The organism is Glycomyces sp. YM15, assembly GCF_016918015.1.
Classification (GTDB): Bacteria; Actinomycetota; Actinomycetes; order Mycobacteriales; family Micromonosporaceae; genus Glycomyces.
In genome coordinates, this window is the sequence record NZ_JAERMK010000012.1 from 124,595 (window position 1) to 149,175 (window position 24,581).

Here is a 24,581-nt window from a genome sequence, read left to right on the forward strand (position 1 = left end):
GCCCGAGCCCGCGCCGCCCCTCCGGCGGGCCGCTAGGATCGGGCCCATGCGGTACCTCCTTGGCGACTACACCACTGAAGGCGGCCCGGGCCTCGTCGTGGCCGGACCCGACGGACTCGGCGCGGCCGCGGCGGTGGTCAACCCGTCGTGGGTCCACGTCGGCCCCGAAGCGGTCTACACCCTCACCGAGACCGAGCCCGGCTTCGCCGCGGCCTGGCGGCTCGGCGAGGACTTCACACTCGACCGGGCGGGCCAGGGCCAGTCCACCGGCGGCAACAACCCCTGCCACGCCACTGTGGATCCGAGTGGGCGCTGGCTGCTGGTCGCGAACTACGGTGGCGGCGACGGGAACGGCGCCTCGGTCGCGGTCCTGCCGATCGGGGAGGGCGGGACGCTCGGGGAGGCCGCGGACGTCTTCAAGCTCTCCGGGTCGGGCCCCGACGCGGAACGCCAGGCCGGGCCGCATGCGCACCAGGTGGTATGTCACATGGGACGGGTGCTGGCCGTGGATCTGGGCTCTGACCGCATCCACGCGTTCGACCTCGGCGAGGACGGCAAGCTCATCCCCGCCGCGACCACGCAGCTCGACCCCGGCTTCGGCCCGCGCCACCTCGCGTTCCTCGGGGATCGCGCGGTCGTCGTGGGGGAGTTGGCGAACGCGGTCGCTGTCGGGTCCTTCGACGAGCGCGCGGGCACCTTCTCATTCCGCACCCCGGTGCCCCTGCCCGGCGGCGGGGTCGCCGACTTCGCGGCCCTGCCCGACATCGGGATCGAAGAGGACGCGCCGCAGCCGCTCCCGGCGGCGGTGGTCGCCGACGCCGAGCGCGGCCTGGTGTACGTCACGGTGCGCGGCACCGACCAGGTCGCGGTGATCGACCCGGCCGACGGGGCGCTCGTACGCACGGTGCCGACCGGTGCCGCCTGGCCGCGCGACGCCGTGCTCACCGCCGACGGGACGCTGCTGGTGGCCTGCCAGCACTCGGGCGTCGTCAACCGTGTCGACCCGTCGGGCGCGGCCGAGCCCGTCACCGAGTGGACCGTCCCGGGCGTCACCTGCGTGGCCCCGCTCACATAAAACGTTCCCACCAGGAAACTTTGCGCCTCCTGCAAAATTTCTTCATTTGCATCTTGTGAACATGAGTAACCTCTACTAAGGTTGCTCTCATGGCCGACCAGTCCGGACTCCGCGAACGCAAGAAGGCCGCCACCAAGGCGGCCCTCTCCGCGGCGACCTTCCGACTCGCGATCGCGAAGGAAGGCATCGGGAACGTCACGGCCGACGAGATCGCCGCCGAAGCCGGCGTCTCGACCCGCACCTTCCACAACTACTTCCCCTCCAAGGAAGCCGCGCTCCTCCACGACTTCAACGAGACCACCAACGCACTCCTCGCCGACCTGCGCGAGCGGGCCGAGACCCAGCCGATCTGGGACGCGATCCGCGACGCCAGCATCGAAATGCACCTCGACGAGAAGTTCGACCTCGAGACGATGCGCTGCCGCGAGCAGCTGATCCACAACTCGCCCTCGCTCATCAAAGAGCAGTCGGGTCAGTTCATGGAGTTGTTCTCCGAGGCGATCGGCATCGTCGCGGAGGCCACCGGCACCGCCACCACCGACCTCTACCCGCGCCTCGTGCTCGGCGCCGCCCTGGTCTGCATCAAGACCACCACCGAGCACTGGCTCGCCGAACCCGGGGACCGCACCCTCCCCGAGGCGATCGCCGAGGGCTTCGCCGTCCTCGAACGCGGCATCACCCAGCCGCCCTCCTTGCCCGGGAATTGAAACCGCCCGTGAGCCAAGACCACAACTGAACAGCATGAATCCAGGAAACCCACCGCCGGCGACACCGTCGGCGAACACCACCCGAGCCGACCGGCCCCGCCGCCGCACACCCACTGCGACCACACCTCGCAGCGCGTGCGGCGGGGCCGGACGGCGAACCCTGTAAGGAGCACCCAGCGTGGCCACCTTCCTCTACCGCCTCGGCAGAGGGTCCTACCGACTGCGATGGCTCGTCCTCGCCGTCTGGGTCCTCATCGTCGGCGGCGTCGGCGCCGCCGCGGCGACCATGCAGCAGGAGACGAACCCCGAGTTCGTCCTCCCCGGCACCGAATCCCAGGAGGCCTTCGACCTCCTCGAAGAACGCTTCCCCGAGGCCAGCGCCGACGGCGGCAGCGCCCAGATCGTGTTCGAATCCGAGAACGGCGAACCGCTCACCGCGGAGGCCAACAAGGCCGCCATCGACGACCTCGCGGCCATCATGCAGGACTCGCCGCAGATCGCCTCGGTCACCAGCCCGTTCGCGACCGACGAGGCCGGCAACCCGATCGGCATGATTTCCGCCGACGGCCAGACCATCGCCGTCATGCAGGTCACCTACGCCGAACCCTCCATGGAACTCGACGAAGCCACCATCGACTACCTCGAAGACGCCGTGGCCGACACCGAGGCCGCCGGCGTGCGCGTCGAGGTCGGCGGCGACGTCCTCCAGGCGATGCCCGAGACCGGGGCCACCGAGCTCATCGGCATCGGCGTCGCCCTGGTCGTCCTCGTCGTCACCTTCGGCGCCCTCCTCGCGGCGGGCCTGCCGATCATCACCGCCGTCCTCGGCGTCATGCTCACCACCGCGGGCATCCTCGCCGCGACCTCCTTCATGAACGTCAGCGAGTCCACCGGCACGCTGGCCTCCATGATCGGTCTCGCCGTCGGCATCGACTACGCGCTGTTCATCCTCTCGCGCTACCGCGGCGAACTCGCCAAGGACGGACGCGTCGAGGACAAGCGCGCCCGCGCCGAAGCCATGGGCCGCGCCGTCGGCACCGCCGGCTCCGCCGTGTTCTTCGCCGGCCTCACGGTCGTGATCGCGCTCCTGGGCCTGTCGGTCGTGAACATCCCGTTCCTGACCGAGATGGCCGTGGCCGCCGCCGTCACCGTCGTCATCGCGGTGCTCATCGCCGTCACCCTGCTCCCGGCCTTCGCCGGGTTCGCCGGGAAGCGGATCTTCACCGGGCGGCAGCGCCGCCGCATCGCCGACGGGCGCCACGGCTCCAAGCCGGGCGGCGGCGAGCGGTGGGCCGGGTTCGTCACCCGCCACCCGGTCCTGGTCGCGCTGGTCGGCATCGTCGGCCTCGGCACGCTCGCCTACCCGGCGCTCGATCTCGAACTGGGCCTGCCCGACGCCGGGTCCTCCGGCGAGGAGACCACGCAGCGGCAGGCGTACGACCTCATCAGCGAGGGCTTCGGCGAGGGCTTCAATGGGCAGCTGCTCATCGTGGGCGACCTGGAAGACGGCGTCGACGCCATGGCCGCCGCGCAGAACGTCACCGATGAACTCAACGGCATCGACGGCATCGCCGTCGTCGGCCAGGCGTTCCCGAACGCCGATCTGGACACCGTCATGGTCACCCTCATCCCGGAGACCGGACCGTCCGACCACGCCACCAACGAGCTCGTGCACGAGATCCGCGACGTCCTCGCCGGCGACACCGACGCGGACTGGGCCGTCACCGGCGCCACCGCGCTGAACATCGACATCTCGGACAACCTCAACGACGCGCTGCTGCCGTACATGCTCATCGTCGTCGGCCTCGCCGCGCTCATCCTGCTGCTGGTGTTCCGCTCGCTGCTCGTGCCGATCATGGCCACGCTCGGCTTCATGCTCAGCGTGTTCGGTGCGCTCGGCGCGCTCGTCGCGGTCTTCCAGTGGGGCTGGATGGCGGAGCTGTTCAACGTCGACCAGCCCGGCCCGATCATGTCGATGATGCCGATCCTCATGATCGGCCTCGTCTTCGGCCTCGCCATGGACTACCAGATCTTCCTGGTCACGCGTGTCCGCGAAGCCTATGTGCACGGTGCGAACCCGAAGCAGGCCATCGTGGAGGGCTACGGCCACTCCTCGCGGGTCGTGGTCGCCGCCGCGCTCATCATGATCAGCGTCTTCGCGGCGTTCATCTTCAGCGGCGAAGCGCTCATCGCCTCGATGGGCTTCGCCCTCGCGGCGGCGGTCATCTTCGACGCGTTCGTGGTCCGCATGGCGGTCATCCCCGCGATCATGGCCCTCATCGGCCGCGGCTCGTGGTGGATCCCCAAGTGGCTCGACCGGATCCTGCCGAACGTCGACGTCGAAGGCGAGAAGCTCCAGCAGCACCTCGCGGGCGACGCCCCGCACGAAGACGAGCGCGAGCTCGTCGGAGCGTCCAAGTAGCCGATGCCCGGAGGGGACCGGGCCCACCCCCGGTCCGGTCCCCTCCGGCACTCGGCGAACGGGGGACCCGTGATGGTCTTCTTCTGGGCGATGCTCATCCTCATCGGCATGGTGGTCGCGGACTTCTTCGCGCCCGTGCTTCCGAGCGCGACGCTCGTGACCGCCGCCGCCGGACTCGTCTTCGGCAACCCGCTCCTCATCGGCGTGCTGCTCGTCGGCGCCGCCGCGGCCTCCTGGCTCGGCGAATTCCTCGGCTACCGGCTGTTCCGGACAGTGCGAACCGGGCTCGCCCACCGCAGCCCGCGCGCGGTGCGCGGTCTCGTGACCGGCACGGTGGCGAGGCTCGAAACCCTCCTGCAGCGCACGATCAGCGACCACCCGTACCGCACGACGATGGTCGCGCGGTTCCTGCCCGCCGGGCGCACCGCGCTGGCGTGGGCGGCGGCCGGCACCGCCAAGCCCCCGTATGCGCGCATGGCCGCGCTGGGCGGTGTCCTGTGGGCGGTGTACTCGGTGGGCCTCGGTCTCGCGATCGCGTGGATCGCCGGACCGGGGCTCCAATCGCTCATCGGTTCGGTCGTCACCATGGCGGCCGTGGGGCTGTTCCTCGGCTGGCTCGCCCGCCGCTGGCAGCGGACCCACTCCGAACCGGTCGCGGCCGCTGCGACGGCGGCGATCGCGGCGACACCGCCCGCGACCGAACCCGAGACGCCCGCGAAAGCGGCGTGAGCACCAGGGCCCGTCCGCCTTGGACGGGCCCTGGCCGAACCTCGGTACCGGTCCCGCTCTAGCGGTCGAGCCAGCGGCGCAGCGCGTCGATCGAGTTCTCCGGATCGGTATTGAAGCTCAGGCGAATCCTCGGCTGCAGATCGATGAGCACGTTCACGATCCGCTCGAACAGGACGGTGTGCTCCGGCAGCAGCCTGATCCCGCCGCCGATCATCGCCAGACCGTAAGCGCTCGAAGCGAAATGCTCGCGGATCGCAGCCTCCGCCCCGTCGGGGTCGAAACCGATGAGGCAGTGCGCGGCCTCGATGCCCGCGGCGGCGATCGCCGCTTGCCCGCGCTCGACGCGACCGGCCAGGTCCTCCACGGTCATGCCCGGCGGCAGATCCTCGGGACCGAACGCCTCGGGCCGGATGCCGATGAACAATGCGCGCTCATTGGACGGCGGGTGTACTTGCGAATGCTTGTGGGACATGAGGGATCGCTCCTTCGCGGCGGTGCGCCGCCCATCGCGACGCGGCGAGCCCCAGCCTATGCCCGGCGGCCGCGCCGGCCCGGCGACGTCCACCGCCGCCGCAGGCCCCCCGGGGGCTTGCCGATTGACGGGCACGTTGATAGCGTCTGCCACCGTGACTTCACCGCAGCGCATCTTCGGACCGCTTGACCACAGCCGCACCGGGTGGGCCTCGGCCGCGCTCGCGTTCGGGAAGCCCGCCGCCGATCTGGCGGTTCAGGGTCCTGAGGCCATGCCGGTCACCATGTCCAACCACTCGCACGAGGAGAACTGGTTCGAGCTGCTGACCCGGCCCCTGTGGGGCCTGGCCGCCGCCAAGGACACCGTTCCCGCCGACCTCTGGGACGGCCTCGCCACCGCCCTCGCCCGGGCCCTCGACCCCGCAGACCCCTGGTACGTCGGCGACGTCGCGAACGGCGGCCAGCGCATCGTCGAGGCCGCCGCCGTCGGCTGGAGCCTCGCGCTCGCCCCCGAAAAGCTCTGGGACCCCTTGAATCCCAAGGCGAAAGACACGACCGCAGCCTGGCTCACGAACGCCTATAACGGCCCCGTGGCCGACACCAACTGGCACTACTTCCCGATCTTCGTCGGTCACGGCCTCAAGCGCCTCGGCATCGAGCACGACCGGTCGGTGACCACCGGCCACCTCGACCGCATGGGGGAGTTCGCCCTCGGCACCTCCGTGTTCGAGGACGGCCCCGGCGGCCGCGTCGACTACTACAACCCGTTCGCGTTCCACACCTACGCGCTGCTGCACTTCAAGCTCTGCGGCGACGACCGCTTCGTGCCCAACGCCGCCGCGTTCGCCCGCAAGTTCCGCTCCTGGTTCGCCGCCGACGGCGCCGCCGTCCCCTACGGGCGCAGCCTCGGCTACCGCTTCGCGCAGGGCGCGATGTGGAGCGCGCTGGCGGCCGCGGATGTGGAGGCGGTGCCGTGGGCCGAGGCGGCGGGGTTCGCGCGCCGTCACCTCGACTGGTGGTGGCAGCGGCCGATCCTCGACCCGGAGGGCCGCTTGACGGTGGGCTACGCCTACCCGAACGACGCCGTGGTGGAGCAGTACCTGACGGCGGGTTCGCCATGGTGGGCAACGAAGCTGTTCGCGGGCCTCCTCGCTCCGGCTGACCATCCCTTCTGGACTGTGGAGGCGGCGGTGCCGGAGCCGGTCGTGGAGCCGCACAAGGCGGCCCGAGCGGTGCACGTGCGGGACCGGGGCGGCCATGTGACCCGTCTGAACGGCCAGGCCTGGCACCCGTGGGCGCGCGGAGGGCAGGAGGCCTACGGCAAGTTCGCGTACTCGTCGCTGGCGGGTTTCTCGCACTCGACGCCCGGTCCGGGTCTGGAGTTCGCGGTGCCGGACGGGGCGTTGATGTTCTCCGAGGACGGTCGGCACTGGCGTGGCCGCGAGGATTCCGACGAGGGGTCGATCGACGAGAACGGCGTGCTGAAGATCGCTTGGCAGCCTTGGGAGGACGTCACGGTGACGACGTCGCTCGAGGCGGCGGTCGACGGCTGGCACGCGCGGGTCCACGTGATCGAGACCGAGCGGACGCTGCACACGGGGGAGGGCGGCTGGTGCGTGCCGAGCCTGGGGCACGTGGCCGAGGTGGACGAGATGAAGGCCGTGGTGGTGAGCCAGGGGCTGCGCTCGGAGATCATCGACGGGGACTCGGGGAGGGAAGCGGCGCTCCTCCATCCGATGCAGGGCACGCACCTGTACTGGCCGGGCACGGTCCTGCCGGTGCTCAGAGGCGTCCTGGAACCGGGCAAACACGTTCTGAAGTCACTGATATATATCGGATCCGAGGTTTAGAACCTCCACTTCAAAAACAGACAAAAAGACAGAAAGGTGCGCGGCTCCGCCGCGCCCTCATCAGAAAACAACTGCGATCCCGGTCACGATCGCGATCCGGGTGTCACCAACGGCGGCCCTGTTCGGCTCTTGGAATGCGACTGGCCGAGAGACCCTGAGGAGGGCCGCCGTGAACGCAGTACCTGCACCACCGGCAGCGGTGTTCGCCGAGCACCGCGAGCTGCTGTTCGGCATCGTCTACGGGATGCTGGGCACCGTCGCCGACACCGAGGACGTGCTCCAGGACGTCTGGCTCGCCTGGGAGCGCCGCTCGCACGGCGCACCGATCGAGCACGGCCGGGCCTATCTGGTGCGGGTCGCGATCAATGCCGCGATCGCCCGCCAGGAGGTCGTGAAGCGCCGCCGTGAGACGTACATCGGGCCGTGGCTGCCCGAGCCGGTGATGACCGAGACCGCGCCGGACGCCGCCGAGCCCGCGCTGCGGGCCGAGTCGGTGTCCTTGGCGCTCATGGTGGTCCTCGAATCGTTGACTCCGGCCGAGCGGGCGGTGTTCGTGCTGGCCGACGTCTTCGGTTACGCGCACGGGGAGATCGCCGAGCTGCTGGGCCGCTCGCCCGCGTCGGTGCGGCAGATCGCCCACCGCGCCCGGTCGCATGTGCAGGCCCGGCGTCCGAAGTTCGCGGTGGACCCGGTGGTGCACCGGCGGGTCACCGAGCGGTTCATGTCCGCGGTCGCCGGCGGGGACCTCGACGCGCTGCTCAAGCTCATGTCGCCCGAGGTGGTGCTCACCTGCGACGGCGGCGGCATCGGCCCTGCGGCCGGACCCCGGCCCATGCACGGGGCCGATCGCATCGCCGCACTGCTGGTGGGTCGCACGTTCCGCCGGTCCGAGGGGCTGGCGATCGAGTTCCGGCCCGTGAACGGCTCGCCTTCGGCGCTGATGGTGCGCGAAGGCCGCGTCGTCGGCGTGCTCATGCTCGAGCTGGCGTCCGGGGGCGACCGGGTCTCCGCGGTCTACGCGGTCACGAACCCGGAGAAGCTCACCACCCTGCAGTGATCCGCGGATCACCTTGTCGCCGTTCCGGACCGCCGGTCGCGGCTCCCACCACTGTGCGCCGTTGCGGCGCGAATCCGAGGAATCCCATGAAGCTCACCGTCATCGCAGCGACGGGCGGGGTCGGCCGCGCCGTACTCGTCCAGGCGCTCGAAGCGGGCCACGACGTGACCGCCGTCGTCCGCAACCCGTCCGAACTCGACCGCAAGGCCCCGGCCGTGGCCGTCGACCTCGCCGACCCGGTCACCGAATCCCTCGTCGCGGCCGTGGCCGGGGCGGACGCGGTCCTGTCCTGCCTCGGGCCGCGAGCCAGGGTTGAGACCGGCATCGTCGCCCCCGGCACCGCGCGCATCATCGCGGCGATGCAGGCGGCCGGCACGCGGCGGCTGCTCACCGTGAGCGGCATCGGCCTCACCACCGTGCCGACCGAGGCCCGTCCGCGGCCGCCGCGCCGTGAGCCGGGGGCGGGGCCGTTCATGAACTACGTGACGCTGCCGATCGCAAGGGCCGTGATCGGCACGCACATGAGCGACGTCGCGGCGATGGAGGAGCTGCTGGCGGGCAGCGGCCTCGATTGGACCGCAGTGCGCCCGCCGCGCCTCACGGACGGCCCGCTCACCGGCGTCTACCAGGTCGCCTACGGGACGAGTCTTCCCTTGGCCCTCAAGATCTCCCGCGCCGACGTCGCTCACGCGATGCTCGCCGCGGTCACCGACCCGCGCGCCTCGCGCACGCACATCACCACCGCTTACTGACCAGGAGGCTCATCATGTCCACACTCCACCTCGTCCTCGCGATCACGTTCGGCGTCCTCAACCTCGGTTCGGGGATCGGCGCGATGGTCAAGCTGCAGCAGATCCTTCCGCTCATGGACGGCGCGAACGTGCCGCAGTCGATGCTGGTCTTCCCGATCGGGGTCCTCAAGGCCGTCGGCGGCATCGGTCTCCTCGTCGGCCTGGCCGGATTCCCGCTGGTCGGCACGGCCGCGGCCGCGGGGCTGGTCCTGTTCTGGACCTGTGCCGTCCACACGCATGTGCTGGCGAACTTCTGGCCGAAGGAGACCGTGCTGACCTTCACGTTCCTGGCCTCCTCGATCGCGCTGCTGGCGCTCGACCCGGCCTGGTGAGCGCGAGCGTTCACCGCCAGGCGGGGCGTGGTTCTCCCGGCAGTCTTGAACATTTCGCATTATTCGGGCAATCTGATTGCGCCATGATCGAAGCCGAGACCCTTCGGCCGCAAGACCTCTGGAGTCACATGCACCTCCCGCCCCGCCTGGCGGCGCTCACCGCGCTGACCTCGCTCGCCGCCCTCACCTTCGCCGCCGCTCCCGAACGGGTCGAGGCGCAGGACGCCGTACTCAGCGGCGACCTCTCCGTCCTCTCCTACAACATCGCGGGTCTGCCGCTCGGGATCGGCGACGGCGACCCCGAGACGAACACCCCGATCATCGGTTCCCGCCTCGGCTCCTACGACGTCGTGCACGTCCAGGAGGACTTCAACTACCACGCGGCGCTGTACGCCGCCGACGACCATCCGCACCGGACGGCCACCAGCGGCGGCGTGCCGTTCGGCGACGGCCTCAACACGTTGTCCGATCTGCCGTTCGAGGACTTCGAACGCGTCAAGTGGAACGACTGCTCCTCTGGTTCGGGCGACTGCCTGACCCCCAAGGGATTCACGTTCATGCGCGCCCGCCTCGCCGAGGGCGTGTGGGTCGACCTGTACAACCTCCACACCGACGCGGGAAGCGAAGCGGCCGACATCGCGGCCCGCGAGAAGAACCTGGCGCAGGTCTCCGCGTACATGGCCTCGCACTCGGCCGGGAACGCCGTGATCGTTTACGGCGACACCAACACCCGCTACACCCGCGGTGACGGCATCGCCGAGTTCGCCCACGGCAACGGCCTCACGGACGCCTGGGTCGAGCTGATCCGCGGCGGCGACGCCCCGAACGCGGGCGACCCCGCACTCACCTGCCAGGACGCGACGGTCGATGCGACCTGCGAGGTCGTCGACAAGGTCCTCTACCGCTCCGGGGAGCACGTGCAACTCGACGCGGGCGCGTACCGCAACGACCACGCCGCCTTCAGGAACGACGCGGGAGAGAACCTCTCGGACCACTATCCGATCGCGGTGGACTTCTCCTGGTCCACGGGTGGCGACTTCACGCTCAGCGACCAGTTCGGCGGGCCGCACGGCGACTTCTTCACCGATGTGGACGATCTGGACGCGGGCGATGCGGCCCGCGTGCTGCGGCTGCGCGCGGGGGAGCGGGTCGATGCGATCGGCGTGACGCTCGCGGACGGCACCGTGCTGGCCCACGGCGGCAGCGGCGGCACCCTGCGCGAACTGTCGCTCGCGGCGGGGGAGTACCCGGTCGCGCTCCGGGTCTGCCAGGCCAAACACAACGATCACACGCGGATCTTCTACGCCCGCTTCACGACCAGCACCGGCCGCACCCTCGAAGGCGGTACGGCGACGGGCGAGTGCACGACGTTCACGGCCCCGTCGGGCTGGCAGATCGCCGGCTTCCACGGTCGGTCGGCCGCGGCGCTCGACAAGGTCGGCGTGGTCTACACCCGCCGCTGAGCGGACGAAGGGGCCCGCCACCGCCGGGTCAGGCGTTCATCGCGAGGCAGCGGCGGACCTCCCACATCCGGTAGGCGATGTGCTCGGCCGTGTCGACTTCGGCGCTGCCGGTGCTGTGGACCAGGCCCGCCGCCCAGAGGCATTGGGCCGCATGGCGGGCGGCCATGAGCACCGGCAGGTGGGCCTCCAGTTCCCGCGGCAACGCCCGCGCCGACCGGTAACCGTCGAGGAAGGAAGCGCGCAACCGCCTGAAGTGGGGGTAGTCGCTGAGGTTGCCGAGGACAGGTCCGAGGTCGGCGAGGCAGTGGCCCCAACCGCTGTCGTCGAAGTCGATCACGCCGACGCTCCAGCCGCGCGCCGTGCGCACGGTGAGGCAGTTGAGGAGGATGAAGTCGTGGTGGACGATCCCGTACGCGTCGGGGCCGCTGCCGAGGCGGTCGAAGATCACGATGGTCCGGTCGGCGACGGTGTCGAAGAGCTTCCGGTCGTCGGCGCTGAGCAGTTCGTGGAGGGGTCCGGGGCGGTGCGGGGAGTCCTCGGTGAAGAGTGTCCGGGCGTCCCAGGTCGGCAGATGGAAGCCTTCAGGCGCGGTGAACGTTTCGGCGGCCCGGTGGAGGTGCGCCAGGGCGCGGCCGATCTGGTGGACGCCGCGGGGGCCGAGGCCGGATTCGGGACGGCGCACGCTGCCCTCGACCCAGGTCAGCAGGTCGCAATGGACCGTCTGCGGCTCATCGCCTGTGGGCAGGTCGACCGCCACCGACAGTGCGCCGTCCTTGGCCGGCACGGGTTTCGGCACGCGGATGGCGGCTTCGGCCAGTGGCTCGTGCACCGCGTTCAGGAAGGCGAGTTCCGATCGGGTGTGTTCGGGGAGGCGGTAGCGGGGGCGGTGGACTCGGAGTGCATAGCGCCGCCCGTCCGCCGCCGTCACCGCGAACACCGCGTTGTTGAGCATCCGGATCGGTTCGACGGTGACGGGCTCGGGCAGGTCGTACGCGAGCAGCGCGGCCTCGGCGGCAGAATCGGAATGCGATTGCCCCGCAAGCGCAACCGAACCGCGGGGGCGGCGCGTCCAGTACCCGTATGCGAAAGCAGTGGGCCCATGAGCTTGGTGGGTCTCGACGAGAACGCGGAAGGACCGAGCGATGCACAGCGCTTCAGCACCGACCACCGACGAGCGGTTCCAACAGGTCCACAACTACCGAAGCGAGGACGGTCTGGCCGCTCGCCAGCGGATCTTCCAGTACAAGACTCCCGACTACGACCTGCCCGGGGTGGTCGCCTCGAACATCACGGGCCGTCCGAAGCGGGTGCTCGACGTCGGGTGCGGTAACGGCCGCTATACGGTGCGGCTCCGCGAGGCCTTCCCCGATGCGGAGGTGGTCGGTGTCGACCTCGCGTCAGGCATCCTCGAGACGGTTCCCGAGCCGACGGTGGTCGCGGACGTCGCGGATCTGCCTTTCGAGGACGGTTCGGCCGAGGTGGTGCTCGCGATGCACATGCTCTACCACGTGCCGGACATCCCGGCTGCGCTCGACGAGCTCCAGCGGGTGCTCGCGCCGGGCGGTGTCCTGTTCGTATCGACGAACGCCTCCGATGACAAGGCGGAGTACGTCCCGCTTTGGCAGGACGCGGCGAAGGCGGCGCTGGGGGCCGAAGTGCGGCTTACGCTCTCGGCGCTGCTGGAGCGGTTCTCACTCGAGACCGCGTGGTCGATGCTGGCCGAGCGCTTCGACCGCGTCGCGCTGCATGATCTCCCTGGTGTCATCGATCTGCCCGAGCCGGGTCCGCTGGTGGCCGCGTTCCGGTCTGAAGCGGACTTCATCGGGCTGCCGCCGGGGGATTTCGAGCGTCTCCTGGGCGAGGTCGAGCGGCGATTGGACGATCACTTCGCGAGGCATGAGGTCCTGCGGATCACCAGTCACGGCGGGATCCTCGAGTGCCGGGGCGCGAAGGGCTGACGTTCTGCGATCGGGGGTTCCGGTGCGGCTTTGAGGCTGGAGAGGCCGGTCCGAGGGATTCGAGCCGCATCGCGTGTCGGTCGCGGTCGGCGGCGTAGCGCCGTGCGCGGTCGTGTCCTCGGGCATGTTCGAGCAAGTCTTCAGCGAAGGTGCACCGGGGCCAGCGCGGTTGCGTTGGCCCCGGGTGGTGTTGGTGGTTCGGTTATCCGGCGACCCAGAGGCTGAGGGGTTCGAATCCGCCGAGGTCGGCGATGGCGCTGTTGCCGGGGACTTGGTAGGGGCCGCCGATGCAGTCGTCGTTGGCGAAGAGGGCGGCGCTGGAGGTGTGGGTGTTGATGGCGGAGTTGACGCGGCCGGCCCAGCCGTGGTCGACGAGGCTGACGCAGGTGCCGGGTTGGACGAGTGAGCTGACGGTGAGGCGTTCGCCGGTGAAGTCGGGGCCTTCGTAGAGGCAGAGGGTGTTGGTGAGGTTGCAGTCGTCGGTGCTGGTGGTGTCCGGAGGGGAGGCGGTGGCGGGGTTGGCGGTGGTGAGGAGTGCGGTTGCGGTGAGTGCGAGGAGGAGGGCGGGGGTGCGTTTGCGGTGGTGGGGAGTCGCGTCGGTGGCCTTGGGGTGCTTGCGCATGCGCGGTTGCTCCTTTGGTCGCTGGTTGCTTTGGTAGTCAAGCATATCGATGTTTGGGAGCGGTGTCATCGAGTCGGGGTGCGCTGTTTTCCTAGTGGTTCGCGGGCTGTCGATTTCGCTTGTGCGTTCGGTGATGGTGCGGGCTTTTTTACGTGTCCGCAACGGGAGTTCATGCGGTCGTTCTTGACGTGAACGGCGGTGAAACATCGCGCACTTAGCTTGTACCCATAGCGGATACGACGCTGTATACGCACCTGTACACCGCCGCTGCCTGCGGTGGTACCCCTTGCAGGCCCGGTCCCCATCGAGCCGGGACGCTCACCCCGCGAAAGGTCGAATACCGTATGCCACAGCGTTTCAAGTTCAGGGCCCGAAGAGTCGCCCGTTCCCTCACCGCCTCCGCTGCCGTCACCGCGCTCGCCCTGACGGCCGCGTGCGGTTCGAAGGCGGGGGAGGAGTCGGCGGCCGCCGAGTCGTGTGTGGACACGTCCGGTGACTCGATCAAGGTCGGGGCGCTCAACTCCCTGTCCGGCACGATGTCCATTTCCGAGACGACGGTCCGTGATGCGATCTATCTGGCCGTCGATGAGATCAACGCCGCCGGCGGCGTGCAGGGCAAGCAGATCGAGATCGTCGCCGAGGACGGGGCTTCGGAGCCCACGGTGTTCGCGGAGAAGGCGGAGAAGCTGATCCGCGAGGACTGCGTCGCGGCCGTGTTCGGCGGTTGGACTTCGGCTTCGCGCAAGGCGATGCTGCCGGTGTTCGAGGACAACGACTCGCTGCTGTACTACCCGGTGCAGTATGAGGGTCTGGAGGCGTCGGAGAACATCTTCTACACGGGCGCGACGACGAACCAGCAGATCATCCCGGCCTTGGACTACCTCGCCGAGACGGGTGTCAAGTCGCTGTATCTGGTCGGGTCGGACTACGTGTTCCCGCGGACGGCGAACGCGATCATCAACGCCTACGCCGCGGACAAGGGCATCGAGATCCTCGGTGAGGATTACGCGCAGCTGGGTTCGGTGGAGTTCTCCACGATCGTGAACCAGGTCAGTGCTTCAGGTGCGGACGCGGTGTTCAACACGCTCAACGGGGACTCGAACGTGGCGTTCTTCCGGGAGTACGCGAACGTGGGTCTGACGGCCGCGGAGATGCCGGTCATGAGCGTCTCGATCGCCGAGGAGGAGGTCGGCGGCATCGGTGTGGAGAACATCGAGGGCCAGTTGGCGGCGTGGAACTACTACCAGACGGTCGAGTCGCCCGAGAACGCGACGTTCGTGGAGGCGTTCAAGGCCGAGTACGGGGCGGACCGGGTCACGTCGGACCCGATGGAGGCCGCGTACAACTCCGTGTACCTGTGGGCGGCGACCGCCGAGAAGGCGGGGTCGTTCGCGGTGGAGGACATCCAGGCCGCGGCGGACGGCGTCTCGTTCGCCGGTCCTGAGGGGACCGTCGTGATCGACGGGGAGAACCACCACGTCTCCAAGACGGCGCGCATCGGCGAGATCCGCGCGGACGGCCTGCTCTACACCGTGTGGGAGTCCGAGGGGGCGATCGAGCCGGATCCGTTCCTCGATGGCTACGACTGGGCCGCCGACCTCCAGGTGACCGAGTAGTCGTGCGGGCGATCAGGAAGGAGACATCGTGGACCTTCTCGTAGGGCAGTTGTTCACCGGGCTGAGCACCGGTTCGATCCTGCTGCTGGCGGCGCTGGGGCTCTCGCTCACGTACGGCCAGATGGGCGTGATCAACATGGCGCACGGCGAGTTCATCATGGCGGGCTGCTACACGGCCTACGTGACGCAGCAGGTCGTCGGTGACGCCGGGGTGTCCCTCCTGATCGCCCTTCCCGTCGGGTTCCTCGTCGGCGGGGCCATGGGCCTCGTCCTCGAGTCCCTGCTCATCCGGCATCTCTACCACCGGCCGCTGGACACGCTCCTGGTCACGTTCGGGGTCGGCCTGGTGCTGCAGCAGGTCGCGCGGGACGTGTTCGGGGCCCCGGCGGTGAACGTGACCGTGCCGGAGTTCCTGCGCGGCGGTGTCGACCTGCTCGGCACGGCGGTGCCGAAGACGCGGCTGTTCATCCTCGCGCTGGCGATCATTGCGGTCGCGGCGGTGGCGCTGGTCCTCAGGTTCACTCCGGCCGGGCGGCGGATCCGCGCGGTGGTGGGCAACCGGGATCTGGCCGAGACCGCCGGGATCTCCTCGCGGGCGGTCGATGCGGGGACGTTCTTCATCGGGTCCGGGCTCGCGGGTGTCGCCGGGGTCGCTTTGACGCTCATCGGGGCGACGAGTCCGACCACCGGCCAGTCCTATCTGGTCGACGCGTTCCTCGTCGTGGTCGCGGGCGGTATGGGCCGCATCAAGGGCGCGGTGGTCGCGGCGGTCGCGCTCGGTACGTTCCAGGCCGTGTTCGAGACGTATTCGACCGCTTCGCTGGCGAAAGTGGGCGTGTTCGTCGTCATCGTCGTCTTCCTCCAGCTGCGCCCCCAGGGCCTGTTCACGCTGCGGACAAGGAGCCTCGCATGAGCAAGTTCCTCTCCACCAGGGCCGGGACGTGGACCGGGTTCGGCGCCGCCGCGCTCGTCCTGTTCGGCGCCGCGCCGCTGCTGCTGTCGGGGTTCCGGCTCGGGCTGCTCGCCCAGTTCCTGTGCTACGCGATCGTCGCCGTGGGCATCGGCCTCGCGTGGGGCCGCGGCGGGATGCTCACGCTCGGCCAGGGCGTGTTCTTCGGCATGGGCGCCTATCTCATGGCGATGCACATGAAGTTGGCCGACGCGGAGTTCCGGAACGGGCCGGGCTCCGTCCCGGACTTCATGGAGCTCGCGGGCCTCCGCGAGCTCCCGGGGTACTGGGTGCCGTTCGCGTCTCCGGTGTTCACGATCGCGGCGATCCTCGTCCTCCCCACCGCGTTCGCGGTCCTCTTGGGGCTCGCGGTGTTCAAACGCCGTGTCAAGGGCGCCTACTTCGCGATCCTCTCCCAAGCCCTCGCCGGGGCGTTCGCGATCCTCCTCATCGGGCAGCAGTCGATGGGCGGGTTCAACGGCCTCTCCCGGTTCCGGTACTTCTTCGGCTACAACCTCGACGACCCGGTCAACCAGCAGATGCTGTACTTCATCGCCGCCGGGGTCCTGCTCGTCGTCGTCGCGGTCGCTCTGCAGCTGCGGCGCTCCCGCTACGGTGAACTGCTCGTCGCGGTCCGCGACGCCGAAGAGCGCGTCCGGTTCCTCGGCTACGACGCGGCGAACGTCAAAGTCGTCGCCTACGCCACGGCCGCCCTGTTCGCGGCCGTCGCCGGAGCGATCTTCGTCCCCATCGTCGGCATCATCTCCCCGGCGAACATCGGGATCGTGCCGTCCATCATGTTCCTCCTCGGCGTCGCCATCGGCGGCCGCGCCAGCCTGATCGGCCCCGTCATCGGCGCGCTCGCGGTCGCCTACGCCCAAACCGCCCTCTCCGAGCAGTTCCCCTCCGCCTGGACGTACGCGCAGGGGCTCCTGTTCATCGTCGTCATCGCCCTGCTCCCCGGCGGCATCGCCTCGATCGCCGCCGCCACCAAGCGGTTCCGCAGGGAACCGGTCACCGCGGAGGCCGCAGCATGAGCCAGGCAGCACTCACGTGCGCGAACATCGAAGTCGACTTCGACGGCTTCAAAGCCGTCAACGGCGTCGACCTGACCCTCGACCGCGGCGAGGTGCACTTCCTCATCGGCCCCAACGGCGCCGGGAAGACCACCCTCGTCGACGCCATCACCGGCCTCGCCCGCTACACCGGGTCCGTGGTCAAGGACACGGCTGAGAAAGGCGCAGTCGAACTGCGCGGCAAGAAGGTCCACCACATCGCCCGCCACGGCATCGGGCGCACCTTCCAGACCGCCACGGTCTTCGAGAACCTCACCGTGGCCCAGAACCTCGACATCGCCGCCGGATCCGGACGCTCCCCCTGGGCGCTGCTGCGCCGCCGCAAGCACCTGCCCGACACCGTCGTCAACGTCATGGAGCAGATCGGTCTCACCGGCCAGGCCGCGACTCCCGCGGGCATCCTCGCCCACGGTCAGAAGCAGTGGCTGGAGATCGGGATGCTGCTCGTCGGCGACGCCGACGTGCTCCTTCTCGACGAACCCATCGCCGGCATGGGCCACGACGAACGCGAGACCACCGGGCGGCTCCTTCACGACATCGCCACCGATCGCGCCGTCGCGGTCGTCGAGCACGACATGGACTTCATGCGGGCCTTCGCGTCCCGCGTCACCGTCCTCCACGCCGGCGCCGTCCTCGCCACCGGCTCGGTCGACGAGGTCTCCAACCACCCCCGCGTCCAAGAGGTCTACCTCGGCACCGCACACCCGACCGCGCCTTCGAACGACATGGAGCCCGCCGATGCTGCGACTGCGTAACCTCACCTGCGGCTACGGCCGCTCCCCGGTCGTCCACGGCATCGACCTCGAGGTCGGCACCGACGAAGTCACCGCCGTCATGGGCCACAACGGCGCCGGCAAGACCACCCTCCTGCGCGCCGTCGTCGGCCTCATCCCCGTCATGTCCGGCACCATCGAACTCGACGGCGAGACCATCAACCGGAAACCGGCCAACAGGCGCGTCAAAGCCGGCATGGCCTACGTCCCCCAAGGCCAGCAGTGCTTCGCGCACCTCACCGCAGGCGAGAACCTCCGCCTCGTCGCCGACGGCCGCAAGCACGGCAGAGCCCTCATCGACGCCCAGCTCGACCGCTTCCCCGCCCTCCAGACCCTCCTGGGCCGCCAAGCCGGGCTCCTCTCCGGCGGCCAGCGCCAGCAGCTGGCGATCGCGCGGGCGCTCATCACCGAGCCGCGGCTGCTCATTCTGGATGAGCCGACCGAGGGCATCCAGCCGAATGTGGTCGCCGAGATCGAATCGACGATTGTGGATTTGGCGTCGCGGGGAGGGTTGTCGGTGCTGCTGGTCGAGCAGCATCTGGGGTTCGCGCTGCAGGCGGCGTCGCGGTATGCGGTGCTGCGTTCGGGTCGGGTCGCGTCCAGTGGTGCGACGGGTGCGGGTGCTGCGGTTCGGGTGCGGGAGGCGATGGCGATATGAGTGGGTTCACGGTGCTGCCGGAGGTGGATGAGCCGCTTGCGGCGCGGGTGTACGTGGCGTTGCGGGCGGATCTGATGGCGGGGAAGTACGAGCCGGGGAAGCGGCTCGGTGAGGAGCGTCTGGCCGGGAACTACGGGGTGTCGCGGACGCCGGTGCGGGAGGCGTTGAGCCGTTTGGCGGCTGACGGCCTGGTGTCGCGTGAGGTGGACGGGTTGTATCCGTATCGGCCGCGGATCGATCAGTTGAACGACTTGTACGAGGTGCGGTTGACGTTGGAGTTGCGGGGGTTGGCGCGGGCGGCGGCGGATCCGGAGGTCCGGCATGACGCGGATCTGCTGGGTCCGGAGTTGGAGCGGTGGTATGCGCTGCAGGCGTCGCCGCCGGAGCCGGGTGCGGGGATGGTCGACGCGGATGAGCGCTATCACCTGACGTTGCTGGCGGCTTCGGGCAATGTGCAGTTGGCGGAGTCGTTGAAGGTGGTGAACAACCGGATCCGGCCGGCGCGGATGTTCGACTATTTCACGGCGGAGCGGATGGCGGCGACCATCGCCGAGCATATTGCGATCGCCGAGGGTGCGTTGGAGGGCCGTTACGGGGAGGCGACGGCGATTCTGACTCGGCATATCGAGACATCTAGGTCCATTGTGGTGGGTCGTGCTGAGGCGGCCCTGACGTGGGCGCATCTGGCGAACGCCGTCCGTCCCTGACCGCTGCCTTCTTCTGTGAGAGTGAGTTCTGTCGTGTTCGACCGCATCCTGATCGCCAACCGGGGCGAGATCTCCCGGCGTATCACGCGTACGGCCCATCGGCTCGGTGTCGCCACCGTCGCCGTCTATTCGGAGGCGGATGCGGCGTCGCTGCATGTGCGGGACGCCGATGCGGCGGTGTGCGTGGGTCCGGCGGCGCCGGCCGAGTCGTATCTGAACGTTGATGCGATCTTGTCGGCGGCGAAGGACACCGGTGCGCAGGCGGTGCATCCGGGGTACGGGTTCCTGGCCGAGAACGCGGCGTTCGCGCGGCGTGTGGCCGAGGCCGGGCTGGTGTTCATCGGTCCGACTCCCGAGCAGCTCGAATTGTTCGGCGACAAGGTGCGGGCGCGGCGGGCCGCGACAGTGGCCGGTGTGCCGCTCGCGGCCGGGACGGCGGCGCTCGATTCGGTGGAGGCCGCGGTGTCCGCTGCGGCGCAGGTCGGGTACCCGGTGATCGTCAAGGCCTCCGCCGGGGGCGGCGGCATCGGGATGCGCGTCGCCGCGTCCGCAGGCGAGCTCGCGGAGGTGTTCGCGACGGTGAGGCGCCTGGCTGCGGACAATTTCGGTGACGACGCGGTCTATCTCGAGCAGTATGTGCGCCGGGCCCGGCATGTGGAGGTCCAGGTGTTCGGTGACGGCGAGGGGCGTGTCGTGAGCCTGTCCGATCGTGACTGCACGCTGCAGCGGCGCCATCAGAAGGTCATCGAGGAGGCGCCCGCGCCGGGGCTGCCGGAGGCGGTGCGGGTGCAGATGCATGCGGCGGCGCGGTCGCTCGCGGCGGCCGCGAAGTACCGGTCGGCGGGGACGGTGGAGTTCATCTACGACCCCGAGCGTGAGGCGGCGTCGTTCCTGGAGTTCAATACGCGCCTGCAGGTCGAGCATCCGGTGACCGAGCAGATCCTGGGGATCGACTTGGTGGAGTGGATGATCCGCGCCGCTGCCGGCGACACCGGGTTCCTCGACGGGCTGCCCGAGTCGGGGCCCGCCGTGACCGGCGCGGCGGTGGAGGCGCGGGTCTACGCCGAAGACCCCGCCCGCGACCACCTGCCGTCCGCGGGCCTCCTCACCTGCGTCGACCTGCCCGAGCACGCCCGCGTGGACACGTGGATCGAACGGGGCGTCGACGTCCCGGCGACCTACGATCCGATGCTCGCCAAGATCATCACGGCAGGCGGCACCCGCGAGCAGGCGTGGGCGGCGCTGGCGGGGGCGTTGGGCGAGACCAGGATCGAGGGCGTCCACACCAACCTCGGCCAGTTGCAGGCCGCCGCCGTGGACGCGCGCGTCGCCGCCGTCGAGCACGACACCGGGACGGTGGCGTCGATCCGGGACGCGTCGCCGCGGATCGACGTGATCAGTGCCGGGGTGCTCACCACCGTGCAGGACTTCCCGGGCCGTGTCGGGTACTGGCAGGTGGGGGTGCCGCCGTCGGGACCGATGGACGACTACTCGTTCCGGCTGGGCAACCGGGCGCTCGGCAACCCTGAAGGCGTCCCGGGCCTCGAATGCACCATCGCGGGGCCCACGCTCAAGTTCGGTGTGGCCGTGACGGTGTGCGTGACGGGCGCGCCGGCGCCGGTGACCCTCGACGGTGCGCCGGTGCCGCAGTGGGAGCCGGTCGACGTCCCCGCCGGGGGCGTCCTCGCCGTCGGCGCGATCACCGACGCCGGCGCCCGCACCTATGTGCTCTTCCAAGGCGGCCTTGACGTCCCGACGTTCCTCGGCTCCGCCTCCACGTTCCCGCCCGGGCGCATCGGCGGCTACACCGGCGACCAGCTCCGCGTCGGCGACCGCCTCGTCCCCGCCGGCGCCTCCGGGCTGCGGGCGGGACCGGTGCCGGTGGTCGAGCGGCCCGAGTTCGGGCATGCGTGGACGCTCGCGGTCACGCCCGGGCCGCAGCCGGCCCCGCATTACTTCACGTTCGAGGACATGGAGCGGATCTACGCGGCCGACTGGTCGGTGCAGGTGCATGCGGGACGGTCGGGTGTGCGGCTGGACGGGCCGCGGCCGGAGTGGGCGCGGGCCGACGGCGGTGAAGCCGGGCTGCACCCGTCCAATCTGCACGACAACCCGTACTCGGTCGGGACCGTGAACTTCACCGGCGACACCCCCGCACTGCTCGGGCCCGACGGGCCGAGCCTGGGCGGGTTCGCGTGCCCGTTCACGGTGACCACTTCGGACCGGTGGAAGCTGGGGCAGCTGCGGCCGGGGGACACGGTCCGGTTCCTGCCTGTCGGCGAAAGCGAAGCGGACCGGTTGCGGGCCGACCCCGTGGCCGCGCCCGTGCCGCTCGTGGGAGCGAAGGACGATACGGCGACGCTCGCCGCGGTCGAGGCCGGGGAGGATCGGCCCGCGGTCGCCTACCGGAGGGCCGGTGACGACGCGGTCCTTCTCGAGTACGGGCCGATGCACCTCGACCTGGGTCTGCGGATGCGGGTCGGGGCGCTCATGGACGCGCTCGCCGCGGCGGACCCGGCCGGGCTCATCGACACCACCCCCGGGGTGCGTTCGCTGCATTTGCATGTGGACCCCGATGTGCTGCCGATCCGGCGCCTGACGGGGCTGCTGGTGGAGTTGGAGCAGGACCTGCCCGACATCGCGGACATGACGGTGCCCTCGCGTGAGGTGCGGCTGCCGATCTCGTGGAACGACTCGGTCGTGGACGAGGCGATCGCCCGCTATTCGACGAACGTCCGCGACGACGCCCTCTTCAACCCCTCGAACATCGAGTTCATCCGCCGTGTCAACGGCCTCGGCTCGATCGAGGAGGTCGCGCAGATCGCGACCAGCGCCGAATGGCTCGTCTTGGGGCTGGGCGACGTCTATCTGGGGGCGCCGGCCGCCGTCCCCGTCGATCCGAGGCACCGGCTCGTCACGACCAAGTACAACCCGGCCCGGACCTGGACCGCCGAGGGCACCGTCGGTATCGGCGGGTCGTACATGTGCATCTACGGGATGGATTCGCCCGGCGGGTACCAGCTCGTCGGGCGGACCGCCCCCATTTGGGCGGGCCTGCGGGACCTCGCGTCGTTCCACGACGGCCTGCCGTGGCTGCTGCGGTTCTTCGACCGGGTCGTCTTCGAGCGCGTCTCGGAGGAGGCGCTGGCCCATACCCGGCGTGAGCTCGCCGCCGGCCGGGCCGAGATCGACATCCGGCCCGGGCGGTTCGCCTACGCCGACTACCGGCGGCTGCTCGCCGACAACGCCGAGGAGATCGGGGCGTTCCGGGCGCGGCAGGCCGCGGCGTTCGAAGCCGAACGCGAGCGGTGGGCCGCCGCCGGTGAATTCGACCGCGACCACACCGAACCCGCGCCGCACCAAGGCGAGACGATCGCGCTCGAGTCCGGTGAGCACCTTGTCGAAGCGCCGATGGCCGCCAGTGTGTGGCGGGTCAACGTCGAGGCGGGCGACACCGTGACCGCCGGCGACACCGTGGTCGTCCTTGAGGCGATGAAACTGGAGATGCCCGTGCCCGCCGGCGTCTCGGGCACGGTCACCCGCGTCCTCGCCCGGCCCGGCGAGCAGGCCGCGCCCGGCGCGCCGCTGCTCGTCATCGCCACCCCATGACCATCAAGTGAACGACCAGACAGGGGACCTCGTGAACAGTGCCAGCGCCACGCAGCGCGTCAAGGCCGCCCTCGCCCGTATCGCCGAGGCCGAACGGCCCGAGGCGTGGATCGCGGTGCGCGGTGCGGCGGACCTCCTCGCCGAGGCCGCGCGCATCGACGCCGCGGTGGCCGCAGGGGCGGTGTTGCCGCTCGCCGGGACGGTGTTCGCCGCGAAGGACAATATCGACGTCGCCGGTCTCGCGACCACCGCCGGCGCGCCGTCGTTCGCGTACACGCCGGGGCGGGACGCGACGGGGGTGGCGCGGTTGCGGGCGGCCGGGGCGGTCTGTCTGGGCAAGACCAACCTCGACCAGTTCGCGACCGGGCTGGTCGGCACGCGCAGTCCCTTTGGGGCGGTTCGTGCGGCGGCCGACCCGGAGTTGATCTCGGGCGGGTCGTCGTCGGGTTCGGCCGTGGTGGTCGCGCTCGGCATCGCCGATTTCGCGCTCGGCACCGACACGGCCGGGTCCGGGCGGGTCCCCGCCGCGCTCAACGGTCTGGTCGGGGTGAAGGCGACGCTCGGGCTCGTCCCGGTCGACGGCGTCGTCCCGGCCTGCGCCTCCTACGACTGCCTCACCGTGTTCGCCCCCGACCTCGCCCTGGCCGCCAAGGCCATGGGCGTCATGACCGGCCCGAGTGCGGCCGACCCGGCCTCCCGGTCCTGGCCCGCCGACACCGTGCTGGCCGCACCACCCGCGCCCAGGGTCGCGATCCCGCGCCCGGCCGACCTCGCCCCCCTCGACCCCGACTTCCGTCCCTTGTGGGAAGCCGCGGTCGACCGGTGCGAAGCCACTGGGGCCGAGACGATCGAGCTCGACGTGCAGCCGCTCCTCCAAGCCGCGCTCCTGCTGTATGAAGGCGCCCTGGTCGCGGAACGGTTCGCCGCCTTCGGCGCGCACCTCGACGCCGACGACACCGACCCCACGGTCGCCGCGATCGTGCGCGGCGCCCTCAAGTTCTCCGGCGCCGACCTCGTGGCCGACCAGCAGCGGCTCCGCAGCGCGCAGCAGCACGCAGCGTCCCTCCTGGACGGCTTCGACGCCCTGCTGCTGCCGACCGCGCCGCTGCACCCCACGCTCGCCGAGGTCGCGGCCGACCCCATCGGCGTCAACGCCCGCATGGGCACGTACACGAACTTCGTGAACCTCCTCGACATGGCCGCCGTCGCGATCCCCGCCGGGACCGCCGGCACGAAAGGGTTCGGGGTCAGCCTCATCGTCCCGGCCTTCCACGACCAGGTCGCGATCGACCTCGCCGCCCGAATCCTCGACACCCAGACGCCCCTGTACGCGCCGGCGGCGACCGAACTGGTCGTCTTCGGCGCCCACATGACCGGGATGCCGCTCAACCACCAGCTCACCGGGCTCGGCGCACGCTACGCCGGCGAAGTGCGGACCGCACCGGCGTACCGCATGTTCGCCCTCGACACCAAGCCGCCCAAGCCGTTCGTGATACGCGCCGACGACGGCGCGAGCTTCCCCGGGGAGCGCTGGCAGCTCAGCCCCGCCGCACTCGGCCGGTTCCTCGCCGCGCTGCCGGCACCGATGAGTCTCGGCAACGTCGAACTCGAGGACGGCACCTGGGCCACCGGGTTCGTCGCCAACCAGGCTGCAGGCCAGGACATCACCGCTGCGGGCGGCTGGAGGGCGCACCGGCGGTGACGCCCTAGCATGGG

Annotated in this window: 21 protein-coding genes; 18 read left to right on the forward strand and 3 right to left on the reverse strand. The window is 70.3% G+C overall.

What is annotated here, in order from left to right; genetic code table 11:
- Positions 1 to 46 precede the first annotated feature (46 nt).
- The 4 genes from JHY01_RS14850 (at position 47) to JHY01_RS14865 (ending at position 4,933) form a co-directional block, all read left to right on the forward strand.
- Complete coding sequence (locus JHY01_RS14850; RefSeq protein WP_205326438.1) at positions 47 to 1,075, forward strand: beta-propeller fold lactonase family protein; 1,029 nt, start codon at positions 47 to 49, stop codon at positions 1,073 to 1,075.
- 89 nt (positions 1,076 to 1,164) lie between these two features.
- Positions 1,165 to 1,782, forward strand: coding sequence for a TetR family transcriptional regulator (locus JHY01_RS14855; protein ID WP_205326439.1), 618 nt, complete (start codon positions 1,165 to 1,167; stop codon positions 1,780 to 1,782).
- A gap of 178 nt (positions 1,783 to 1,960) precedes the next feature.
- On the forward strand, positions 1,961 to 4,204 hold the full coding sequence (locus JHY01_RS14860; protein WP_205326440.1) for an MMPL family transporter: 2,244 nt from the start codon (positions 1,961 to 1,963) through the stop codon (positions 4,202 to 4,204).
- Positions 4,205 to 4,273: 69 nt separating this feature from the next.
- The gene (locus JHY01_RS14865; protein WP_205326441.1) at positions 4,274 to 4,933 is read left to right on the forward strand and encodes a DedA family protein; all 660 of its coding nucleotides are present in this window, start codon (positions 4,274 to 4,276) and stop codon (positions 4,931 to 4,933) included.
- Positions 4,934 to 4,991: 58 nt separating this feature from the next.
- Here the strand turns inward: JHY01_RS14865 and JHY01_RS14870 are convergent, their stop codons facing one another.
- Positions 4,992 to 5,405, reverse strand: coding sequence for a hypothetical protein (locus JHY01_RS14870; protein WP_205326442.1), 414 nt, complete (start codon positions 5,403 to 5,405; stop codon positions 4,992 to 4,994).
- 154 nt (positions 5,406 to 5,559) lie between these two features.
- Between JHY01_RS14870 and JHY01_RS14875 the strand changes: the two genes are divergently transcribed.
- The 5 genes from JHY01_RS14875 to JHY01_RS14895 all read left to right on the forward strand — a co-directional run bounded on the left by JHY01_RS14875 (position 5,560) and on the right by JHY01_RS14895 (position 10,897).
- Positions 5,560 to 7,254, forward strand: a complete 1,695-nt coding sequence (locus JHY01_RS14875; protein ID WP_205326443.1) for a DUF2264 domain-containing protein — start codon at positions 5,560 to 5,562, stop codon at positions 7,252 to 7,254.
- Positions 7,255 to 7,423: 169 nt separating this feature from the next.
- Positions 7,424 to 8,311 carry a sigma-70 family RNA polymerase sigma factor gene (locus JHY01_RS14880; protein ID WP_307814454.1) on the forward strand — a complete coding sequence of 296 codons (888 nt, stop codon included), beginning with the start codon at positions 7,424 to 7,426 and terminating at the stop codon, positions 8,309 to 8,311.
- Positions 8,312 to 8,397: 86 nt separating this feature from the next.
- Positions 8,398 to 9,063 carry an NAD(P)-dependent oxidoreductase gene (locus JHY01_RS14885; protein WP_205326444.1) on the forward strand — a complete coding sequence of 222 codons (666 nt, stop codon included), beginning with the start codon at positions 8,398 to 8,400 and terminating at the stop codon, positions 9,061 to 9,063.
- A gap of 14 nt (positions 9,064 to 9,077) precedes the next feature.
- Complete coding sequence (locus JHY01_RS14890; RefSeq protein WP_205326445.1) at positions 9,078 to 9,434, forward strand: DoxX family protein; 357 nt, start codon at positions 9,078 to 9,080, stop codon at positions 9,432 to 9,434.
- Between the two features lie 128 nt (positions 9,435 to 9,562).
- Complete coding sequence (locus JHY01_RS14895) at positions 9,563 to 10,897, forward strand: jacalin-like lectin (RefSeq protein ID WP_374199537.1); 1,335 nt, start codon at positions 9,563 to 9,565, stop codon at positions 10,895 to 10,897.
- A 28-nt stretch (positions 10,898 to 10,925) separates the two neighbouring features.
- Here the strand turns inward: JHY01_RS14895 and JHY01_RS14900 are convergent, their stop codons facing one another.
- Positions 10,926 to 12,065 carry a phosphotransferase enzyme family protein gene (locus JHY01_RS14900; protein ID WP_205326447.1) on the reverse strand — a complete coding sequence of 380 codons (1,140 nt, stop codon included), beginning with the start codon at positions 12,063 to 12,065 and terminating at the stop codon, positions 10,926 to 10,928.
- On the opposite strand from JHY01_RS14900, the gene JHY01_RS14905 reads away from it, so the two are divergent.
- Entirely contained in the window at positions 12,040 to 12,855 is an 816-nt protein-coding gene (locus JHY01_RS14905) for a class I SAM-dependent methyltransferase (RefSeq protein WP_205326448.1), read from the forward strand. The genes JHY01_RS14900 and JHY01_RS14905 overlap by 26 nt on opposite strands.
- 202 nt (positions 12,856 to 13,057) lie before the next feature.
- On the opposite strand, the gene JHY01_RS14910 is transcribed toward JHY01_RS14905, so the two are convergent.
- Positions 13,058 to 13,477, reverse strand: coding sequence for a peptidase inhibitor family I36 protein (locus tag JHY01_RS14910; RefSeq protein WP_205326449.1), 420 nt, complete (start codon positions 13,475 to 13,477; stop codon positions 13,058 to 13,060).
- Between the two features lie 344 nt (positions 13,478 to 13,821).
- On the opposite strand from JHY01_RS14910, the gene urtA reads away from it, so the two are divergent.
- Genes urtA through atzF form a run of 8 tightly spaced genes read left to right on the forward strand, consistent with a single transcriptional unit; the run spans position 13,822 to position 24,567 of the window.
- Positions 13,822 to 15,093 carry an urea ABC transporter substrate-binding protein gene (gene urtA, locus JHY01_RS14915; RefSeq protein ID WP_205326450.1) on the forward strand — a complete coding sequence of 424 codons (1,272 nt, stop codon included), beginning with the start codon at positions 13,822 to 13,824 and terminating at the stop codon, positions 15,091 to 15,093.
- Positions 15,094 to 15,121: 28 nt separating this feature from the next.
- Entirely contained in the window at positions 15,122 to 16,006 is an 885-nt protein-coding gene (urtB, locus tag JHY01_RS14920) for an urea ABC transporter permease subunit UrtB (protein WP_205326451.1), read from the forward strand.
- The gene (gene urtC / locus JHY01_RS14925) at positions 16,003 to 17,079 is read left to right on the forward strand and encodes an urea ABC transporter permease subunit UrtC (RefSeq protein ID WP_205326452.1); all 1,077 of its coding nucleotides are present in this window, start codon (positions 16,003 to 16,005) and stop codon (positions 17,077 to 17,079) included. Before urtB ends, urtC begins: the two co-directional genes overlap by 4 nt.
- The gene (gene urtD / locus JHY01_RS14930; RefSeq protein WP_205326453.1) at positions 17,076 to 17,873 is read left to right on the forward strand and encodes an urea ABC transporter ATP-binding protein UrtD; all 798 of its coding nucleotides are present in this window, start codon (positions 17,076 to 17,078) and stop codon (positions 17,871 to 17,873) included. The genes urtC and urtD overlap by 4 nt, the downstream gene beginning before the upstream one ends.
- Positions 17,857 to 18,549, forward strand: a complete 693-nt coding sequence (gene urtE / locus JHY01_RS14935) for an urea ABC transporter ATP-binding subunit UrtE (RefSeq protein WP_205326454.1) — start codon at positions 17,857 to 17,859, stop codon at positions 18,547 to 18,549. The genes urtD and urtE overlap by 17 nt, the downstream gene beginning before the upstream one ends.
- Positions 18,546 to 19,256, forward strand: coding sequence for a GntR family transcriptional regulator (locus JHY01_RS14940; protein WP_205326455.1), 711 nt, complete (start codon positions 18,546 to 18,548; stop codon positions 19,254 to 19,256). Before urtE ends, JHY01_RS14940 begins: the two co-directional genes overlap by 4 nt.
- Before the next feature lie 33 nt (positions 19,257 to 19,289).
- Complete coding sequence (gene uca / locus JHY01_RS14945) at positions 19,290 to 22,865, forward strand: urea carboxylase (RefSeq protein ID WP_205326495.1); 3,576 nt, start codon at positions 19,290 to 19,292, stop codon at positions 22,863 to 22,865.
- 7 nt (positions 22,866 to 22,872) lie between these two features.
- Positions 22,873 to 24,567, forward strand: a complete 1,695-nt coding sequence (gene atzF / locus JHY01_RS14950; protein WP_205326456.1) for an allophanate hydrolase — start codon at positions 22,873 to 22,875, stop codon at positions 24,565 to 24,567.
- Positions 24,568 to 24,581: the final 14 nt, after the last annotated feature.

What these genes read in the sequence shown, in the direction of transcription:
- JHY01_RS14850 (WP_205326438.1), top strand. Translation starts at nt 47, where the DNA reads ATGCGGTACCTCCTTGGCGACTACACCACTGAAGGCGGCCCGGGCCTC.
- JHY01_RS14855 (WP_205326439.1), top strand. Translation starts at nt 1,165, where the DNA reads ATGGCCGACCAGTCCGGACTCCGCGAACGCAAGAAGGCCGCCACCAAG.
- JHY01_RS14870 (WP_205326442.1), bottom strand. Translation starts at nt 5,405, where the DNA reads ATGTCCCACAAGCATTCGCAAGTACACCCGCCGTCCAATGAGCGCGCA.
- JHY01_RS14885 (WP_205326444.1), top strand. Translation starts at nt 8,398, where the DNA reads ATGAAGCTCACCGTCATCGCAGCGACGGGCGGGGTCGGCCGCGCCGTA.
- JHY01_RS14890 (WP_205326445.1), top strand. Translation starts at nt 9,078, where the DNA reads ATGTCCACACTCCACCTCGTCCTCGCGATCACGTTCGGCGTCCTCAAC.
- JHY01_RS14895 (WP_374199537.1), top strand. Translation starts at nt 9,563, where the DNA reads ATGCACCTCCCGCCCCGCCTGGCGGCGCTCACCGCGCTGACCTCGCTC.
- JHY01_RS14905 (WP_205326448.1), top strand. Translation starts at nt 12,040, where the DNA reads ATGCACAGCGCTTCAGCACCGACCACCGACGAGCGGTTCCAACAGGTC.
- JHY01_RS14910 (WP_205326449.1), bottom strand. Translation starts at nt 13,477, where the DNA reads ATGCGCAAGCACCCCAAGGCCACCGACGCGACTCCCCACCACCGCAAA.
- urtA (WP_205326450.1), top strand. Translation starts at nt 13,822, where the DNA reads ATGCCACAGCGTTTCAAGTTCAGGGCCCGAAGAGTCGCCCGTTCCCTC.
- urtC (WP_205326452.1), top strand. Translation starts at nt 16,003, where the DNA reads ATGAGCAAGTTCCTCTCCACCAGGGCCGGGACGTGGACCGGGTTCGGC.
- urtD (WP_205326453.1), top strand. Translation starts at nt 17,076, where the DNA reads ATGAGCCAGGCAGCACTCACGTGCGCGAACATCGAAGTCGACTTCGAC.
- urtE (WP_205326454.1), top strand. Translation starts at nt 17,857, where the DNA reads ATGCTGCGACTGCGTAACCTCACCTGCGGCTACGGCCGCTCCCCGGTC.
- JHY01_RS14940 (WP_205326455.1), top strand. Translation starts at nt 18,546, where the DNA reads ATGAGTGGGTTCACGGTGCTGCCGGAGGTGGATGAGCCGCTTGCGGCG.